The sequence below is a fragment of the Xanthobacter sp. DMC47 genome (genome assembly GCF_056313845.1).
Map to the genome: position 1 here is coordinate 147,129 of NZ_JBQUZM010000005.1, position 16,337 is coordinate 163,465.

The 16,337-nt window shown below is 69.3% G+C and carries 21 protein-coding genes; 11 read left to right on the forward strand and 10 right to left on the reverse strand.

Annotated features, from left to right (window positions below; translation table 11 throughout):
- The first annotated feature begins 103 nt into the window (after nt 1–103).
- Together ACT54R_RS20875 and ACT54R_RS20880 are read left to right on the forward strand one after the other, a co-directional pair.
- Complete coding sequence (locus tag ACT54R_RS20875) at nt 104–694, forward strand: ANTAR domain-containing response regulator (protein ID WP_024277102.1); 591 nt, start codon at nt 104–106, stop codon at nt 692–694.
- Complete coding sequence (locus ACT54R_RS20880) at nt 691–1,818, forward strand: CmpA/NrtA family ABC transporter substrate-binding protein (RefSeq protein WP_168457551.1); 1,128 nt, start codon at nt 691–693, stop codon at nt 1,816–1,818. Before ACT54R_RS20875 ends, ACT54R_RS20880 begins: the two co-directional genes overlap by 4 nt.
- A 2-nt stretch (nt 1,819–1,820) precedes the next feature.
- Here ACT54R_RS20880 and der read toward each other — a convergent pair whose 3' ends face one another.
- From der to ACT54R_RS20895, 3 genes are read right to left on the reverse strand one after another with little or no spacing between them, the layout of a single operon-like run.
- On the reverse strand, nt 1,821–3,209 hold the full coding sequence (gene der, locus ACT54R_RS20885) for a ribosome biogenesis GTPase Der (protein ID WP_476329494.1): 1,389 nt from the start codon (nt 3,207–3,209) through the stop codon (nt 1,821–1,823).
- Between the two features lie 42 nt (nt 3,210–3,251).
- A complete protein-coding gene (locus ACT54R_RS20890) occupies nt 3,252–3,512 on the reverse strand; it encodes a hypothetical protein (RefSeq protein ID WP_476329497.1) in 261 nt (86 codons plus the stop codon).
- Nucleotides 3,513–3,562: 50 nt separating this feature from the next.
- Nucleotides 3,563–4,252 (reverse strand): tetratricopeptide repeat protein, encoded by a 690-nt coding sequence (locus ACT54R_RS20895; protein ID WP_476329500.1) that lies wholly within the window; start codon nt 4,250–4,252, stop codon nt 3,563–3,565.
- 215 nt (nt 4,253–4,467) lie between these two features.
- Here ACT54R_RS20895 and ACT54R_RS20900 point away from each other — a divergent pair, with 215 nt between their 5' ends.
- Nucleotides 4,468–5,268 (forward strand): LytTR family DNA-binding domain-containing protein, encoded by an 801-nt coding sequence (locus ACT54R_RS20900; protein ID WP_476329503.1) that lies wholly within the window; start codon nt 4,468–4,470, stop codon nt 5,266–5,268.
- Between the two features lie 143 nt (nt 5,269–5,411).
- Nucleotides 5,412–5,741 carry a N(2)-fixation sustaining protein CowN gene (gene cowN / locus ACT54R_RS20905; protein WP_476329506.1) on the forward strand — a complete coding sequence of 110 codons (330 nt, stop codon included), beginning with the start codon at nt 5,412–5,414 and terminating at the stop codon, nt 5,739–5,741.
- A gap of 3 nt (nt 5,742–5,744) precedes the next feature.
- Here the strand turns inward: cowN and ACT54R_RS20910 are convergent, their stop codons facing one another.
- The 6 genes from ACT54R_RS20910 to ACT54R_RS20935 all read right to left on the reverse strand — a co-directional run bounded on the left by ACT54R_RS20910 (nt 5,745) and on the right by ACT54R_RS20935 (nt 9,779).
- Nucleotides 5,745–6,248, reverse strand: coding sequence for a YaiI/YqxD family protein (locus ACT54R_RS20910; protein ID WP_476329509.1), 504 nt, complete (start codon nt 6,246–6,248; stop codon nt 5,745–5,747).
- A gap of 51 nt (nt 6,249–6,299) precedes the next feature.
- Nucleotides 6,300–6,965: a TetR/AcrR family transcriptional regulator gene (locus ACT54R_RS20915; protein WP_476329512.1), complete on the reverse strand. Its 666-nt coding sequence runs from the start codon at nt 6,963–6,965 to the stop codon at nt 6,300–6,302.
- A 31-nt stretch (nt 6,966–6,996) separates the two neighbouring features.
- The gene (gene proC / locus ACT54R_RS20920; protein ID WP_476329515.1) at nt 6,997–7,833 is read right to left on the reverse strand and encodes a pyrroline-5-carboxylate reductase; all 837 of its coding nucleotides are present in this window, start codon (nt 7,831–7,833) and stop codon (nt 6,997–6,999) included.
- Between the two features lie 164 nt (nt 7,834–7,997).
- Nucleotides 7,998–8,498 (reverse strand): YbjN domain-containing protein, encoded by a 501-nt coding sequence (locus ACT54R_RS20925; RefSeq protein WP_168457543.1) that lies wholly within the window; start codon nt 8,496–8,498, stop codon nt 7,998–8,000.
- 341 nt (nt 8,499–8,839) lie between these two features.
- Complete coding sequence (locus tag ACT54R_RS20930) at nt 8,840–9,154, reverse strand: accessory factor UbiK family protein (RefSeq protein ID WP_476329518.1); 315 nt, start codon at nt 9,152–9,154, stop codon at nt 8,840–8,842.
- 145 nt (nt 9,155–9,299) lie between these two features.
- On the reverse strand, nt 9,300–9,779 hold the full coding sequence (locus tag ACT54R_RS20935; protein WP_476329521.1) for a DUF1579 domain-containing protein: 480 nt from the start codon (nt 9,777–9,779) through the stop codon (nt 9,300–9,302).
- A gap of 155 nt (nt 9,780–9,934) precedes the next feature.
- Here ACT54R_RS20935 and lgt point away from each other — a divergent pair, with 155 nt between their 5' ends.
- From lgt to ACT54R_RS20970, 7 genes are all read left to right on the forward strand, one after another.
- A complete protein-coding gene (gene lgt, locus ACT54R_RS20940; RefSeq protein ID WP_476329524.1) occupies nt 9,935–10,753 on the forward strand; it encodes a prolipoprotein diacylglyceryl transferase in 819 nt (272 codons plus the stop codon).
- A complete protein-coding gene (locus ACT54R_RS20945) occupies nt 10,750–11,856 on the forward strand; it encodes a class I SAM-dependent methyltransferase (RefSeq protein WP_476329527.1) in 1,107 nt (368 codons plus the stop codon). The genes lgt and ACT54R_RS20945 overlap by 4 nt, the downstream gene beginning before the upstream one ends.
- Nucleotides 11,853–12,620: a peptidoglycan editing factor PgeF gene (gene pgeF / locus ACT54R_RS20950; protein WP_476329530.1), complete on the forward strand. Its 768-nt coding sequence runs from the start codon at nt 11,853–11,855 to the stop codon at nt 12,618–12,620. Before ACT54R_RS20945 ends, pgeF begins: the two co-directional genes overlap by 4 nt.
- A 15-nt stretch (nt 12,621–12,635) precedes the next feature.
- Complete coding sequence (locus ACT54R_RS20955) at nt 12,636–13,187, forward strand: RBBP9/YdeN family alpha/beta hydrolase (protein WP_476329533.1); 552 nt, start codon at nt 12,636–12,638, stop codon at nt 13,185–13,187.
- A gap of 182 nt (nt 13,188–13,369) precedes the next feature.
- Entirely contained in the window at nt 13,370–14,038 is a 669-nt protein-coding gene (locus ACT54R_RS20960; RefSeq protein WP_476329536.1) for a hypothetical protein, read from the forward strand.
- Nucleotides 14,039–14,203: 165 nt separating this feature from the next.
- On the forward strand, nt 14,204–15,157 hold the full coding sequence (locus ACT54R_RS20965; RefSeq protein WP_168457536.1) for a ribose-phosphate pyrophosphokinase: 954 nt from the start codon (nt 14,204–14,206) through the stop codon (nt 15,155–15,157).
- Nucleotides 15,158–15,254: 97 nt separating this feature from the next.
- A complete protein-coding gene (locus tag ACT54R_RS20970) occupies nt 15,255–15,470 on the forward strand; it encodes a DUF4287 domain-containing protein (RefSeq protein WP_476329539.1) in 216 nt (71 codons plus the stop codon).
- A gap of 54 nt (nt 15,471–15,524) precedes the next feature.
- Here the strand turns inward: ACT54R_RS20970 and ACT54R_RS20975 are convergent, their stop codons facing one another.
- Nucleotides 15,525–16,316, reverse strand: coding sequence for a phosphatase PAP2 family protein (locus tag ACT54R_RS20975; RefSeq protein ID WP_476329542.1), 792 nt, complete (start codon nt 16,314–16,316; stop codon nt 15,525–15,527).
- Between the last annotated feature and the right edge of the window lie 21 nt (nt 16,317–16,337).

The following is a 16,337-nucleotide window of genomic DNA, read 5'->3' on the forward strand; positions in this document are numbered from 1 at the left end:
GCCTACGCCGTGGCGCGCCAGGAGACTTGACCGCGCCGGCTCCGGAAGGTGAGGTATCGCAGGAATCCGCCAGCCCCTGCGGACAGCCCCAGCCCGGATCCCCATGGCCAACGACCTCACCCTCAGGATCGTGATCGTGGACGAGAGCGACGTCCGCGCCGCAATCCTGGAGGAGGGCCTCAAGGAGGCGGGCTTCGAGACGGTGCTGCGCATCACCGGCCGCAACAACCTTCTGGAGCGCATCTACGCCATCGATCCGGACGTGATCCTGATCGACCTCGAAGACCCCTCGCGCGACACCATCGAGCAGATGTTCCAGGTGAGCCGTGAGGTGAAGCGGCCGGTCGCCATGTTCGTGGACCAGACCGACTCGAAGACCATCGAGGATGCCATCGAGGCCGGCGTCGCCTCCTATGTGGTGGACGGGCTGAGGAAGGAGCGGGTGAAGCCGATCCTCGAGACCACCATTTCCCGCTTCCGCGCCTTCGCCCGCCTCAAGGCGGAGCTGGAGGAGGCGAAGACCCAGCTGGAGGAGCGCAAGGCCATCGACCGGGCCAAGATGCTGCTCATGAAGATGAAAGGCATCGACGAGGAGGCCGCCTACCACCTCCTGCGCCGCACCGCCATGAACGAGAAGAAGCGCATCGTCGACATCGCCCAGTCCATCATCACCGCCGCGGAGCTTCTGCGATGAGACGCCTCGCCATCGGCTTCATCCCCCTGACCGACGCCGCCGTGCTGATCGCCGCGGCGGAGCGCGGCTTCGCCATGGCCGAGGGCATCGAGATCGACCTGCACAAGGAAGTCTCCTGGGCCAACATCCGCGACAAGGTGAACATCGGGCTCCTGGATGGCGCCCACATGCTCGGGCCCCTCGCCATCGCCTCGTCGCTCGGCCTCGGCCATGTGCGGGTGCCGCTGGTGGTGCCCTTCGCGCTCAACCTCAACGGCAGCGCCATCACCATCGACAAGCACGTCTATGCGGCCATGGGCGAGGTGGGCGAGGACCTCTCCACCGCCCCCGGCGCGGCGCTGGCATTGGGCAAGGTGGTGCGGCAGAGGAAGGCGGAGGGGCGCGATCCGCTGGTGTTCGCCGCGGTCTATTCCTTCTCCACCCACACCTATCTCATCCGCCATTTCCTGAAGGCCGGCGGGGTAGACCCAGACCGCGACGTGCGGCTCGTGGTGGTGCCGCCCCCCTTCATGGCGGAAAGCCTGCGCGGCGGGCTCATCCACGGCTTCTCGGTGGGCTCGCCCTGGAATTCGGTGGCGGTGGATGCGGACGTGGGACGCATCGCGGTGCTGGGCGCGGAGCTGTTCGGCTGGGTGCCGGAGAAGGTGCTGGGCGTCCACGCCCGCTTCGCCAACGCGGAGCCGGAGGTGCTGCACCGGCTCGTCCGCGCCCTCTACGCCGCCGCACGCTGGTGCGAGGACCCGGCCAACCACGAGGATCTCGCCAAACTGCTCGGCGAGCCGCGCCACCTCAACCTGCCCGCCGACATCCTGCGCCGCACGCTGGACGGGCGGCTGCACACGGCTCCAGGCGGCGCGCTGCGGGTGCATCCGGACTATCTGATCCTGAATCGCGACGGCGCGAACCGGCCGTCGCCGGACCATGCCCTGTGGATGTACGCCCAGATCGTCGCCGCCGGTCAGGGCGAATTCGCGCCCGACGCCGCGCGCGAGGCCATGGGCGTTTACCGGCCGGACATCTTCGATGCGGCGGTCGGCCCGGTTCCGGTGAAGCATCCGGAACCCGACTGCGTGGGCACCCAATTTGGCGAGATCTTCGATCAGGCCGCCTTTCTGAAAGGCTGACCTTAATCGGCGTAAGGGTTGTCCTTCTCGCGCAGCGTCAGCCGGATCGGCACGCCGGGCAGATCGAAGGTCTCGCGGATGCCGTTCACCAGATAGCGGATGTAGCTTTCCGGCACCGCATCGGTGCGCGAGCAGAACAGCACGAAGGACGGCGGGCGCGCCTTGGGCTGGGTCATGTAGCGCAGCTTGATGCGCCGGCCGGACACCGCCGGCGGCGGGTGGTTTTCCGTCACCTGCTGGAGGAAGCGGTTGAGTGGGTTGGTGGCGACGCGCTTGTTCCACACCTTGTGGGCGGCCGCGATGGCCGCGACCAGCTTGTCGAGCCCGTGACCCATGAGACCGGAGACGGGCACGATGGGCACGCCCTTCACCTGCGGCAGGAGGTGGTCGATCTCCTCGCGCAACCGGGTCGCGAGCCCGCCGCGGGCCACCAGGTCCGCCTTGTTGTAGCCGATGACGAGGGCCCTACCCTCGCGCGCCACCAGGTCGGCGATGCGCAGGTCCTGCTCCTCGAACGGGCGGGTGGCGTCGATGAGGATCACCACCACCTCGGCGAACTTCATGGCGCGGAGCGCGTCCGCCGCGGACAGCTTCTCCAGCTTGTCGTCGATGCGCGAGCGCTTCCGCAGCCCCGCGGTGTCGAACACCTCCAGCGGGATGCCGGCATAGGTGACGTTCACCGAGATGGAATCGCGCGTGATGCCGGCCTCGGGGCCGGTCAGCAGGCGATCCTCGCCGAGCAGCTTGTTGATGAGCGTGGATTTGCCGGCATTGGGCCGGCCGAGCACCGCGACCTTGATGGGCCGGCGCGGCTTTTCCGGCGCGGCCTCGCCCTCGACGGCGGGAGCCTCCTCGTCGTCGTCCTCTTCGCCTTCATCCTCCTCCAGCCGGGTCTGCTCGGGCAGAGCGTCGCAGATGGCGTCGTAGAGGTCGGAAAGGCCCTCGCCATGTTCCGCCGAGAGCGGCACGGGATCGCCGAGGCCAAGGCCGAAGGATTCGAGCGCACCCGCCTCGCCGCCGCGGCCCTCACTCTTGTTGGCGAGGAGGATCACCGGCTTGCCGGACTTGCGCACGAGGTCGGCGAAGGCGCGATCGGTCGGGGTGAGGCCGATGCGGGCGTCGATCATGAACAGGATGGCGTCGCAATCGCCGATGGCCGCCTCGGTCTGGGCGCGCATGCGCCCTTCCAGGCTCGAGGGGGTCGCCTCCTCGAGGCCGGCGGTGTCGACGATGCGGAAGGTGAGATCGCCGAGCCGGCCCTCGCCCTCCCGTCGGTCGCGGGTCACGCCGGGACGGTCGTCCACCAACGCGAGCTTCTTGCCCACCAGACGGTTGAACAGGGTGGACTTGCCGACGTTCGGGCGCCCGACGATGGCCAGGGAAAAGGTCATGAAATGGGCTCGCGGCCGGCGGTCGGCTTCAGGTCTGAGGGATCATTGCTGCGGCTGGCCCTTCGGGGGCGTGGCCGGCAGCTTGTCGATGGGGGCGTTGGCATTGCTCGGCTGGCCGAGGCCCGACGAATAGTCCACCCCCGGCACGCCGTTCGGGAACACCGGCGTGCGGGTGCCCGGCACCGGCGGCTTCTTCTGCTCGAACGGGTTGAGGTTTTCGAGCGTCTCGCAACCGGCCGCAGTCAAGGCGAGGCCGAGCGCGAGCGCGAGGCGCAGGCTGCGGGCGACAGGGCGTGCCATCATCAAGCTTGTCCTCCTCATGCGCGGCGCGGTCATGCAGATCCTCTCGGGGTTCACTGAGTCGGCGCGGTGCCCGCGGCCGCCTCACCCGCGGGGGCGGTGGCCGAGGCGGTGAGCCGCCGGATGAGTTCGGCCCGGGAGCGGACGCCCGGTGGGGTGTCACTGTCGGTGGTGATATCGGTGGCGGTCTTGTTGGCCGCGGCAAGGTCGCCGGCCTTCAGCTCCGCCAGCGCCAGGGTCTCGCGCGCGGAATGGCGCAGCGGCCCGGTGCCGTTGGCGATGCCTCCGATACGCTGCTTCACCTCCGGCAGGCCAGCCGTATCGACCACCAGCAAGGCGGCGCGCACCAAAGCGAGGTCGCGGGCGAGGGGCGGCACGGAATTGTCGGCCGCGATGGCATCGAAGGCGGCGATGCCGGCCGCCTTGTCGCGGGCGGTGGCGGCAGCAGCGGCGCGGAACAGGGCAAGGGTGCGATAGCCGGCGGGCCCGCCCTTGGCGATGGCAGTGAAGGCGGTTTCCGCCTCCTGCATCTTGCCGGCATCGAAAAGGGCGACGGCGCTCTCATAGGCCTCGCTGGCCTTCACCGCCTGCTCGTGGCGCCAGTACTGGTAGCCGCTCCAGCCGGCTGCGGCCAAAATCACCAGCACGCAGGCGGCGATGATGACGCCGCCGAAACGGTCCCAGAGCTTGCGCAGGCGATCGCGCCGGAGGTCTTCCTCGATCTCGTGGAAAATGTCGGTCATGAGCTGAGAGCTTCGGGATCCAGGACTTGGGGATGGCCTGCCGAGGCAGGACCTTGCCGGCGACGCCGCACCGGGACGAGGGCGCGTAAAGTATCCATGCGGCCTCATCGTGGCAAACGGGCGATTTTGAGGCGGCTTCGCCTTGGCACCGGGCCCGTCCGGCGTAGGATACCCCCGCCCGCTGGGGCGCCGGACCGGGAGCCCGATGGGGAGTTATGGCCGTCACATCCCCCGCGAGATCGTCTCTCGCTGCCGCACAGTCATTTGAATACCGTCTCCAGCGCACCCCGGTCGGTGTGGTGCTGCTCGACGCGGATCTGCGCATCCGTTCGGTCAATCCGGTGGCGATGCGGCTCCTCGCGCCGCCGGGGCACCGGCTCGCGGGTGTGGATATCCTCTCGCTGCATCCCGGCGAGGCGCGCGACAAGGTGGCCTTTCTCATCGAGCGTGCCCGCACCTCGCCGGATGGCACCTCTTCCCTGGTAGTGACCACCGCCATGGGCACGCTGGTTGCGAAGGTCAGCCGGCTCGAGGCGGAACCTGACAGCCCGCCGGATGGCTTCCTGATGATGATCCACGCCCTGGTCGAGGCGCCCGTGATGGGTCGCGCCGCCGGGGCCGATCTGGAGGTCGACGGGCTGGAGGTGGCCGGCGCGGAGGCCGTGGCGGCCCTTTGCCCCCTCATGAAACTCCCGTTGGTGCGGGGCAAGGGCGATCTCATCAGCCTGATCGATGTCACCGAAGTCGCCTTCCTGGTGGCTCAGGGGCACTACGCGGAGGCGCGCACCGCCACCTTCTCCGCCTTCTGCCCCCGGCCGCTCGCCGATCTGGAGCGCCGGCTCGACCCGAGCCAGTTCGTGCGCGTGCATCGGCGCTATCTCGTCAACATGCGCCATGTCCGCGCCGCTGCGCGTGAGGACGGCGGCTGGCACCTCGTGATGGCCGATGCGGGCGAGACGCGAGTCCCCGTCAGCCGGGGCAAGGTGGAGGACATTCGCCGGCGGCTGGGTGTCTGAGGCCCCAGCGCCCGCCGCCATTCGTGCAGCCCTGATGCCGTTGGTGCAGGACGCTCGTGGATCGCGCCTTCTGCTTTGAAGCCGGCTCCCTTCGCCGCCCATGGTCTCCTCGACGCGCTTCGGCGCCCGATGGAGGACGATGGATGACCGAAGCTACCGCCGGCTTTCCCGCTTTGCCCTTCGCGCTCGAAGCGCCGGACCGCTACCTGACCTTCCAGGGCATCGATTTCGAGGGGAACATGAAAGTGGTGCTCAAGCACCTGTTTCGCTACATCGACGACCCGGCCCATGGCAACGCCTTCTGGGACCGCTTCAAGGCCCGGCTGGCGGCTGCGGAGGCGGGCGGCGGCACCATCTGCGACAAGCTGCTGCTGCTCCATTCCCACGTCTATTACATGGTCGAGCTGTTCGAGGAGCACGAGGACGAAGTCGCGCTGAACGACCTGAAAAGGCTGGAGGAAGAGTGCTTCTGACCGTCACCCGGCCGCGGGCGGAGGGGCGGGACGGAACCCGGCGCGCTTCAGCCGCACGATTGCGAGATCGAGGGCGGAGAGGAATTCCGAGCGGGCGCGCGGCGAGAACGGCTTCGGGCCGCCGGTGACGGCACCGGCCGAGCGCAGCTCTTCCATCAGGTTGCGGGTGGCGAGTTGCATGCCGATGGAATTCGCGGTGAAGGGTCGCCCGTCCGGCGCAATCACGCTCGCCCCAGCGGCGACGCAGCGGGAAGCGAGCGGCACGTCGGCGGTCACCACCACGTCCCCGCGCGAAACACGGGCGGCGATGAAGTCGTCCGCCACATCCGGACCGGCGGGTACGATGACCCGCTCCACAAGGGGATGGCGGGGCACCATGAGCGGCGCGTTGGCCACCACCAGCACGCGGATGTGGTGGCGGAAGGCAACCTTGTACGCCTCCTCCTTCACCGGGCACGCGTCGGCGTCGATATAGAGGGCGATGGGTTCTTCGCGGGGAGCGCTCATGCCTGTCCCATGGCAGGCCGTCGTTCCGGGAGCAAGGTGGGGCGGCCCGCCTCAGGCGGCGGACGCCGGCTCCTCCGCCTGAGCATCGGCAGCCTGAGCCGAGGCGCGGCGCTTACGCCAGGGGATGGCGATATAGGCGAGATCGTCCAGCATTCCGAGGAGCTTGCCGCCCTGCTCCAGCTCGCGGTCCAGCGCCGCCATGGTGGGCGCGAGACCCGGATCCTCGTCCTTCAGCCAGGTGTCGAGCACGCGGGCGAACAGAAGAGCCAGCCCCTTGGCCCGGACGCTGCCGGACAGGCCCGCGCAATCGATGCCCGCCGCGGCGAGCATCCAGCGCTGCGACGCTTTGGACAGGCGCAGCAGTGTCAGAGCGAGGGCTGGATCGCGGCGGGCGGAGCGGGTGAGACCACGCACGGCCTCCTTATGAGGCTCCAGCGCATCAAGGCGGCGCATGAGCACCTCGAACAGCCGCTCGCGCGGCCCCTCCCCCGCCAGATCGTCGCTGTCCGGGCCGCCTTCAGCGAGCACCTGCCGGTCGGTGGCGCGGAAAAAGGCGGCGAGGAGGTCGTCGGTCGAGGCAAAGGAGGCGCGCATCTGCGCCAGCGGCACGCCACAATGCGCGGCGACCCCGGACAGCGAGATAGCGCGGAACGGCGTCTCTGCCAAAAGGTCGAGGAAGCTGCGCAGGCAGGCCTCGCGCGTGGTCTCGGCGGTCATGGCCCTTCTCCTCGATCGAGAGACGACGTCCTCAGCCGGCGAGTTCCTTGCCGCGCCGGGTGGCGGCGGCGACGGCCTCCACCATCAGGGGCGGAAAGCCGCGGCCTTCATCCATGAGAACGGCCAGCGCCGCCGCCGTGGTGCCGCCCGGGGAGGTCACGTTCTGGCGAAGCGTCGCTGCGGAAAGGTTGGACTGGTCCATCAGTGCCCCAGCACCGGCCACGGTCGCGCGGGCGATGCGGGCGGAGAGGTCAGCCGGAAGGCCGGCGGCCGCGCCGGCCTGCGCCATCACTTCGGCGAGGAGGAAGGCATAAGCGGGACCGGAGCCGGAGACTGCGGTCGCGGCGTCCATCAGAGCCTCGTCATCGATCCATTCGACGATGCCGATGGCGCCGAGCAGCGCGGCGGTGAGATCCTTCTGCGCCTGCGTCACGCCCGGCGAGGGCACCGCGACGCTCACGCCGCGCCCGATGGCGGCGGGTGTGTTGGGAATGGAGCGGACGATCGCGGCATCAGCGCCGAAGATGTTGCCCATGAACGCCATGGTGCGCCCCGCCATCACGGAGACGACAAGGGTGCCCGGCTTCACGAGCGCGGCGACCGCCGGCAACGCCTCGGGCGCCACCTGCGGCTTGACCGCGAGGAGCAGGACGGACGGCGCGGCGATGGCCGCGTGCGGAGGATTGACCGAGACACCTTTGGCGGCGAGCGCCGACACCGATTCGGCCGTCAGGTTGGGATCGAGCACCACGGCCTTGTCCGCCGGGAGGCCCAGCTTGAGCCAGCCTTCCAGCATGGCCGAGCCCATCTTGCCGCAGCCGAGCAGCACCACCGGACCAGACAGGGATTTCAGCACGCTCTCGCTCATGACCGCCTCTTGAACCGGACCTGCTGCGGGCACGTCTGCGCCCGCGGGCCCCGCAGAGGACATCACATAGAGGAGGCTCACGCCCCGCGCCACATCGGCGGCGGGGATCGCGCCCACACCACGGACGCCAGAGGGCCGGCTGCCGCCGGCCCCGGTGGCGAGGCTCAGGCCTCGCCGACGGTCTCGAACAGGGCCGTGTCCATGGCCTCGCGGGCGGTCTTGCCGGCCCAGACCACGAACTGGAACGCGGGGTAGTAGCGCTCGACCGCATCGAGGGCGGCGTCGAGGATGGCCTCGCACTGGCGGTCGGAGGCAGTGGCGCCACCCGCCAGCACCAGCGCATGGCGGAACATGATGACGCCTTCCTGGGACCACATGTCGAAATGGCCCAGCCACATCTGCTCATTGACGAGGGCGAGGAGCTTCAGCACCTCGGGGCGGCGCCCCTCCGGCACCTTGAAGTCGAAGGCGCAGGCCACGTGGAGCGCCTCGAGCTCGTCCATCCACTGGAAGGAGACATGGCAGTCCGTCCAGCGGCTGGCGAGCGAGAGGGTGATCTCGTCCTCGTCGGAGCGCTCGAACGACCAGTCACGCAGAGCAGCGAGCTGCTCCACGAGATCAACGGGGTTCGCCGGCGCATCGGCTTCGATGTCGATGAGAGACATGGCCTCGACCTCGCGGTGTGAGGAACGCGGAGAGGGTCGAAAGCGACACTCCGTGCGACAGGCCACGGGCAGACAGGAGCCAGGGCAGGCGCAGGCGGCGTGCCGTTCGGAGGCTCGCCGTCAGGACATGTCCCGAAAGAGCGTGTCCTTCAAGAGAGCATCCTGGCGAGGCTGCGCCCCGTCGTATTCGAGCGCTACGACGAACCGGCTCCGAATCGCCACGAAAATCAGTATATCGCGGGTAAAGTTGACCCCGCTACGACAGATTGTGGGTACGCCATCCGCCCGGTGCCCTTTTGTCGCAGGGGCGGGATGCCGCCACAATTACCTAACGGAATACGTCAGGCCGGCCCGCCGGGCACTTCGCTCTCCGGGCCGGTAGGGCCGGTGGCGGTGGGATGGGTGTGGATGCGCAGGTTGGCCTCCAGCACGGCGATGCGGGCGGCGAGGCGCTCATTCTCCATGCGGGCCTCGGCGGCCATATCCTTCACCGCCTCGAACTCCTCGCGCTTCACCACGTCCATATCGCGCAGAAGGCGCTCGACCTGCGACCGCATGACCGTCTCGGCCTCGCGCCGGACTCCCTGGGCCACGCCAGCGGCATCGTTCACGAGACGCGCCATCTCGTCGAAAAGGCGACCGGTGGTCTGGGTCATGGAAGCCTCCTGGGGCCAGGCAGCCGCGTTCGGTCCGCGGCGAAATCGGTCCGGCGGAAGCCGGTTTCGCGAACATGGCGACAGAGCGGGCGGGACGCAAGGGTGCAGCGCAACATAGCCGTTCCTGCGCCCCCCGGCCGCGCCGTCAGCCCTCCCGGCTGTAGCGGACGCAGAAGAGTTCGCGCCATGTGCCGTCCGGCTGGCGCTGGCGCGAGGTGAGAAGACGCGCATCCTCGCCGTCGAAGGCGATGATGTCCTCATAGTCGGCGCTGTCGCCACTGCCGTCCATCGCCGGACCGCGGGTGGCGAGGGTCAGCGTCGTCCCCGCCGCATCGAGCCCGCCCTCATAGACCCACAGATGGCTCATCGTGGAGCCGATCCAGCTCCCCACGACTTTGCCGCGCGCCGGATCATATCCCAGCGTCATGAGGCTCGCGTGGATGCTGGCGTCCGGCATCTGCGAGGCGCCGTCCAGTAGCACCCAGGAGCCGAACAGCCGCGCCGTTTCGCGGCCCTTGATGGTGCCCTCGCCGTCCGGTGCGGGGGATTCCACGCTCCATTCGCCGACAAGCCGCCTCAGCCATGCCTCTTCCGGCGCCTGCTGCCGCTCTGTCTGCGTTTCCATGGCTTGCTCCTCCCGTTTCCTCCTAAGTTACCACCTCACCTTAGGGAAAATGTGGCGCGACCGAATCACGCCCGACCCGTGGCTTGACGCGGACTCGCCCGTCGCGGCACATGGCCCGTCATCCGGCGGCGCCGGTGCCGACATACGGGGAGCCGATGCCCACCCTCGCTTTGCCATTCCCCGCCATCGATCCGGTGCTGATCCAGGTGGGCCCGCTGGCGATCCGCTGGTACGCGCTCGCCTACATCGCCGGCCTCGTCATCGGCTGGCTGCTGGCCCGCCGTCTGGTTTCACGCCCCGCGCTGTGGGGCGGCACCTCGCCCATGACCGCGCAGGACCTCGACGACGCCCTGTTCTGGGCGACGCTGGGCGTGATCCTCGGCGGGCGCCTGGGTTATGTCCTTTTCTACAATCCGGCCTTCTTCGCGCAGAACCCGGCGGACATCTTCGCCGTCTGGAAGGGCGGCATGTCGTTCCACGGCGGGCTCGCCGGAACGCTGCTCGCGCTCGTGCTGTTCGCCCGCTCCCGCGGCATCCCGGTCTTCTCCATGCTCGATGTCGCCGCCGTGGTGGCGCCCATCGGTCTGTTCTTCGGCCGCCTCGCCAACTTCATCAACGGCGAGTTGTGGGGACGGCCGGCGGATGTGCCATGGGCCATCGTCTTCCCCCATGGCGGGCCGCTGCCGCGCCATCCCAGCCAGCTGTACGAGGCGGGGCTGGAGGGCGTCGTTCTGTTCTGCGTCATGCTGCTGGTGGTGCGCAGCGGCGAGCTGAAGCGCCCCGGCGTCGCCGCGGGCATCTTCGGCATCGGCTACGGCATCGGCCGTATCATTGGCGAGTTCTTCCGCGAGCCGGATGTTCAGCTCGGCTATCTCGCCTTCGGCACCACCATGGGCATGTGGCTCTCCGTGCCGCTGGTGCTGGCGGGGCTCGGCCTGCTCCTTTACGCGCTGAAGCCCAAGCGGGTGCCGTGAGCTCGCCGCTCGCAGAGGAGATCCGGCTGCTGATCGCCGCGGAAGGCCCCATGCCGGTCAGCCGCTACATGGAGCTGTGCCTTGGCCATCCCCGCCACGGCTATTATGTGACGCGCGATCCCCTTGGCGCGCGGGGGGACTTCACCACCGCCCCCGAGATCAGCCAGATGTTCGGCGAGTTGGTCGGCCTGTGGGCCGTGGCCGCTTGGCAGCAGATGGGCGCGCCGGACCCGTTCCGGCTGGTGGAACTCGGCCCCGGCCGCGGCACGCTCATGGCCGATGCCCTGCGCGCGGCGCGGCTCGTTGCGGCGTTCGGGGCGGCGGCACGCATCCATTTGGTGGAGACCAGCCCTGTCCTGCGCAAGGCGCAGGCGGGCGCGCTGGCCGCACAGGGGGATCGCGTCTCCTGGCATGACCGGGCCGAGGACGTGCCTGCCGGCCCGGCCATCGTTCTGGCGAACGAATTCTTCGATGCCTTGCCGGTGGACCAATATGTGTGGACCGGCGCCGGCTGGCACGAGCGTCGGGTCGGCCTGGGCGCTGAGGGCCAGTTCGTCTTCGGTCTTGACCCGGCCCCATCCCGCGTGGCCCCGGCCCGCGCCGCCCATCTGCCTCCGCCAGCACCGGGCGCCGTGCTGGAAGTGATGGAGAGCGGTCCGGCCCGCGTCCTTTCCGCCCGCCTTGCGAGGCAGGGGGGCATGGCCCTCGCCATCGACTATGGCCATGCCGGCGGCCATGGCGACACCCTGCAGGCGCTGCGCGCGCACCGCTTTGCCGATCCCCTCGCCGATCCCGGTGAGGCGGACCTGACCGCCCATGTGGATTTCACGCGCCTCGCCCTGCTAGGGCGGGAGGCTGGACTGAAGGCATTCGGGCCGCTGGAGCAGGGCGACTTTCTCGTCCGCCTCGGCCTTGCCGCCCGCGCCGACCGGCTGATGCGCGACGCACCGCCCAAGGCCGCGGACGCCATCGCCACCGCCGCGCGCCGCCTCGCCGGAACCGGGGATGGCGAGATGGGGCGGCTGTTCAAGGTGCTCGCGCTCGCCCATCCTGACCTTGGCACGCCGCCCGCGTTCGACCCGTCCGAGGAGTTCAGCCGATGAAGATCGAGGCGCCCCTGCTCAGCGCCCTGCCCGGCATCCGTCACGCCTTCTTCACCCGGAAGGGCGGCGTTTCACAAGGCATCTACTCCAGCCTCAACGGCGGCACCGGCTCCAATGACGATCCCGCTGCCGTGGCGGAAAACCGGGCGCGGATGGCCGAGGCGCTGGGCGTGGCGCCCACGCATCTCCTTGCCTGCTGGCAGGTCCATTCGGCCGATGCGGTGGTCGCGACCGAGCCTTGGACGCGCGAGACCGCGCCAAAGGCCGACGCGGTGGTGACGGCGACGCCCGGCATCGCCGCAGCCATCTCCATCGCCGACTGTGGACCGATCCTGTTCGCCGATCCCGGCGCGCGGGTGGTTGCTGCCGCCCATTCAGGCTGGAAGGGCGCCGTGGGCGGCATCGTCGCCGCGACGGTCGCGCGCATGGAGGAGCTGGGTGCGCACCGTGCCAGCATCCGCGCCGTCATCGGGCCGCTGATCCGCCAGCCGAGCTATGAGGTGGGGGAAGAGTTCGTCGGCCGCTTCCTCGCCGAGGACAAGGGCTTCGCCCGCTTCTTCGCCCCCGCCGACCGGGCGCATCATTCCCTGTTCGACCTGCCGGGCTTCATTCGCCTCCGGCTGGAGCAGGCAGGGGTTGGGCAGGTGGAGGACCTCGGCCTCGACACCTACACCGATGAGGAACGGTTCTTCTCCTATCGCCGCACGACGCACCGCAAGGAACCGGACTACGGGCGGCTGATGGCCGCCATCACCCTCGCCTGAGTCGCGGACATGCCGATGAAATCTTCCGATGCCGTCCTCCTCGTCGTGCCCGGCTGGCAGGGCTCGGGTCCCGACCACTGGCAGAGCCGCTGGGAGCGCAGCCTCTCCGCCGCCCGGCGGGTGATGCAGGCCGACTGGGACCGCCCCGACGCGGCCGAATGGCCGCAGCGTCTGGCCGAGGCTGTGGCGGCGGCGGAAAGGCCGGTGGTGGTGATCGCCCATTCCCTCGGCGTGCCGACGCTGGTGCATGCGGTGCCGCTGCTGCCGGCCGGCAAGGTGCGGGCGGCCTTCCTCGTGGCCCCGCCCGACCTTGATCGGGCCGATATCGACCCCGCCATCGCCGGCTTCGCCCCGGTGCCGACGGCGCCCCTGCCCTTCCCCTCCGTGCTGGTGGCGAGCCGGACCGATCCCTATTGCGACTACCGACGGGCCGAAGGCTTCGCCCTCGACTGGGGTGCGGCCATCGTCGACGCGGGCGATGCCGGGCATATCAATGCCGAGGCGGGCTATGGGCCGTGGCCGGAGGGCTCGGTGCGCCTGCTCGGCCTGCTGCAGTCGCTCGACTAAGCGGCGGAAGGCTTAAGAAGCCATCAACCACGCCGCGCGGCCGGCCCTGACCCTGCGGGATTTCCTGCCGTCGTTAACCGCACCTTAACCGTTTTTCTGGACCCGCCCGCCAATTCCCGCTACCCCTTTCGGCGACAAGCTCAACGCCGGGAACCGTCATGCGGGTATCAGAGGCAGGTGTCGTGGACGCAGCAGCCGAACGCGAGGGCTTTTCCCGCGCCGCGCGCCGCTTCATCTCTCCCCTGCGGCTTGCCGGCCTGGCCCTGTGCCTCGCCCTCGGTGCCTGCCAGACAGACGGCTCCGGCATGGCCAGCTCGGGTGGCGGCGGCGCCGTTGCCTTCGACAGCATCGACGGGCCGCCGCAGGCCACCTTCGAGAAGCTGGTGGGCCAGCTCAATTCCGAAGCGGAGAGCCGGCGCGTGGCAGTTGCCTCGCGCAGCGGCGGCGCCGCCTACCGGGTCAAGGGCTACCTCGCCATGCACGTCCAGAAAGGCACCGCCACGGTCGCCTACGCCTGGGACGTCTATGACCGCAACCAGAACCGCGTCGCCCGCCTCTCCGGTGAGGAGCCGGCCGGACGGGTGAAGGGCAAGGTCTCGGACGGCTGGGCCGCCTGCGACGACAAGGTTCTCGCGCGCATCGCCGACAAGTCCATGGCGAGCCTGGCCGAGACGCTCGGCGTCGGCGGAACGGCGCCCGCGCCGGCGGCCGCTGCGGCGGCCCCCGCCGCGACAGCGGCGCAGGAGGAGAAACCCGCTGCTGCCGAGCCCGCCGCTCGGCCCGATCCCGCTGGTGTTCCGGTGGCCGCGCTCACATCCTCGGGGCCGGTCCTCAGCTACGCCGCCAACTGACCGGACGACACGACATTCCAGCAACAGCCGGGGCCGACGATCGCGTGGCACCGACTTCTGCCGCGCCGTGGCCCTTTACAACATTGTGACGGCCCGCCTATCAGAGCCGGAACAAGTCTCGTTTCCGACCCTTCGATCAGGCCCGTTGCCGGGCGGAGCGTCCCAATGTCAGCGGAGAACGGTCCCATGAAGCTCGTCGCGGGCAATTCCAACCGCGCGCTCGCGGAAGCCATTGCCGCTTATCTTGCGACGCCGCTCACCAAGGCCGTGGTGCGCCGCTTTGCGGACATGGAGATCTTCGTCGAGATCCAGGAGAACGTGCGCGGGCAGGACGTGTTCGTGCTGCAGTCCACCTCGTTCCCGACCAACGATCACCTGATGGAGCTCCTCATCATCATCGATGCGCTGCGCCGCGCCTCGGCCAAGCGCATCACGGCGGTGCTGCCTTATTTCGGCTACGCCCGCCAGGATCGCAAACCCGGCCCGCGCACGCCCATCTCCGCGAAGCTCGTCGCCAACCTCATCACCCACGCCGGCGCCGACCGCGTGATGACGCTGGATCTCCACGCCGGGCAGATCCAGGGCTTCTTCGACATCCCCACCGACAACCTCTATTCCGCGCCGGTGATGGTGCGTGACATCAAGGAGCGGTTCGACACCTCCAACGTCATGGTGGTCTCGCCGGACGTGGGCGGCGTGGTGCGCGCCCGCGCGCTCGCCAAACGCATCGACGCCCAGCTCGCCATCGTCGACAAGCGCCGCGAGCGGCCGGGCGAGAGCGAGGTGATGAACGTCATCGGCAACGTAGAAGGTCGCTCCTGCATCCTCGTCGACGACATCGTCGATTCGGGCGGCACGCTGGTGAACGCGGCCGATGCGCTCCTTGCCCGCGGCGCCAAGGAAGTCACCGCCTACATCACCCACGGCGTGCTCTCGGGCGGTGCCGTCGCGCGTGTCACCGCCTCCAAGCTCAAGGAACTGGTGATTACCGATTCCATCCTGCCGACCGAGGCGGTGCGGGTGGCACGCAATATCCGCGTCGTCTCCATCGCCACCCTCATCGGCGAGGCCATCGCCCGCACGGCGCACGAGGAATCGGTCTCCAGCCTGTTCGACTGAACGGGCCGCACGGGGCATCCGGCGGGCGAGCCGAACCATTTGCCAGCGACGAGATCCGGGAGCATCAATAGCGCCGTGAGCCTCACGGAGCCCCGCCATGGCTGAGAACAAGGTTCAGGGACCGGCTTCCTACTTCCCCTCCATCGAGAAGAAGTACGGGCGACCGATCTCGGACTGGCAGAAATATGTGCGGGACGCCTACCCCGCGAAGCACATGGACCTGGTGGCGATTCTGAAGAACGATCACGGGCTGGGGCATGGACACGCCAACGCCATCGTCGCCTACACGCTCGCTCAGGATGGCCTGAAATAGGCGACGGACCGCCAGACCGCTGAAGGACCCGCTTCCGATGGGCCTGATCCCGCTCTAGCTGCGCGGTGCGTCACCGCCGCCGTTCGTCTCTCCCTCCACCTCTCCCTTGCGCTGCAACCAGAGCATCGCGAGCCAGCAGGAGGAGGCCCAGGCGGCGCCGAGCGCCCAGCCGCCCACCACGTCGGTCGGCCAGTGGACGCCGAGATAGATGCGGCTGATGCCGACGATGACGGTGATGACCGCCGCCCCGCCCAGCAGGAACAGCTTCACCCGCGTACGCTTCTGGGTGCGGGCGAGCAGGGCCGCGAGGGTCAGGTAGACCACCGCCGCGAGCATGGCGTGGCCTGATGGGAAGCTCTGGGAATAGACCGACATGCCGTGGGGCACGAGGTCCGGCCGCGGCCGGTCGAAACCCCATTTCAGCCCCTGCGACAGGATGGTGCCGCCCGCCACCGACACCGCGACGAGCAGGGCAGCGTGGCGCTTGCGGGTGAGCATGAGGAAGAAGATCACCGCCAGCGTCAGCAGGGTGAGCACGCTGGTGCCGCCCAGCGCGGTGAGGTCGCGCATCATTTCCTCCACCCAGGGCGGGCCGAGGGGATCGGACGGATCGGCGGGATTGCGCAGGGCGAGCAGGATGTCCCGGTCGAGGCTGCCCGGCGCGCCTTCCGTCACCTCGTCGGCCACGACGAGGAAGAGATAGAAGGCGAAGGCAATGAAGCCGAGAACGGCCAGCGTCGCCCGCTCCATGGTGCTCACCGAGGCGAGCAGCGGGCCGACGAGGGGAAGACCTTCGAGACGGTGAAGGCCGCGCTTCAGCAAGGAAAGGGGGGGCTTGTCGCTCACGCGGAGAGGTTTGGCCGGAGT

Bases quoted from the DNA above. Each gene is read 5' to 3' on its own strand.
- ACT54R_RS20875 (WP_024277102.1), top strand. From the start codon at position 104: ATGGCCAACGACCTCACCCTCAGGATCGTGATCGTGGACGAGAGCGAC.
- ACT54R_RS20880 (WP_168457551.1), top strand. From the start codon at position 691: ATGAGACGCCTCGCCATCGGCTTCATCCCCCTGACCGACGCCGCCGTG.
- der (WP_476329494.1), bottom strand. From the start codon at position 3,209: ATGACCTTTTCCCTGGCCATCGTCGGGCGCCCGAACGTCGGCAAGTCC.
- ACT54R_RS20890 (WP_476329497.1), bottom strand. From the start codon at position 3,512: ATGATGGCACGCCCTGTCGCCCGCAGCCTGCGCCTCGCGCTCGCGCTC.
- ACT54R_RS20895 (WP_476329500.1), bottom strand. From the start codon at position 4,252: ATGACCGACATTTTCCACGAGATCGAGGAAGACCTCCGGCGCGATCGC.
- ACT54R_RS20900 (WP_476329503.1), top strand. From the start codon at position 4,468: ATGGCCGTCACATCCCCCGCGAGATCGTCTCTCGCTGCCGCACAGTCA.
- cowN (WP_476329506.1), top strand. From the start codon at position 5,412: ATGACCGAAGCTACCGCCGGCTTTCCCGCTTTGCCCTTCGCGCTCGAA.
- ACT54R_RS20910 (WP_476329509.1), bottom strand. From the start codon at position 6,248: ATGAGCGCTCCCCGCGAAGAACCCATCGCCCTCTATATCGACGCCGAC.
- ACT54R_RS20915 (WP_476329512.1), bottom strand. From the start codon at position 6,965: ATGACCGCCGAGACCACGCGCGAGGCCTGCCTGCGCAGCTTCCTCGAC.
- proC (WP_476329515.1), bottom strand. From the start codon at position 7,833: ATGAGCGAGAGCGTGCTGAAATCCCTGTCTGGTCCGGTGGTGCTGCTC.
- ACT54R_RS20925 (WP_168457543.1), bottom strand. From the start codon at position 8,498: ATGTCTCTCATCGACATCGAAGCCGATGCGCCGGCGAACCCCGTTGAT.
- ACT54R_RS20930 (WP_476329518.1), bottom strand. From the start codon at position 9,154: ATGACCCAGACCACCGGTCGCCTTTTCGACGAGATGGCGCGTCTCGTG.
- ACT54R_RS20935 (WP_476329521.1), bottom strand. From the start codon at position 9,779: ATGGAAACGCAGACAGAGCGGCAGCAGGCGCCGGAAGAGGCATGGCTG.
- lgt (WP_476329524.1), top strand. From the start codon at position 9,935: ATGCCCACCCTCGCTTTGCCATTCCCCGCCATCGATCCGGTGCTGATC.
- pgeF (WP_476329530.1), top strand. From the start codon at position 11,853: ATGAAGATCGAGGCGCCCCTGCTCAGCGCCCTGCCCGGCATCCGTCAC.
- ACT54R_RS20955 (WP_476329533.1), top strand. From the start codon at position 12,636: ATGAAATCTTCCGATGCCGTCCTCCTCGTCGTGCCCGGCTGGCAGGGC.
- ACT54R_RS20965 (WP_168457536.1), top strand. From the start codon at position 14,204: ATGTCAGCGGAGAACGGTCCCATGAAGCTCGTCGCGGGCAATTCCAAC.
- ACT54R_RS20970 (WP_476329539.1), top strand. From the start codon at position 15,255: ATGGCTGAGAACAAGGTTCAGGGACCGGCTTCCTACTTCCCCTCCATC.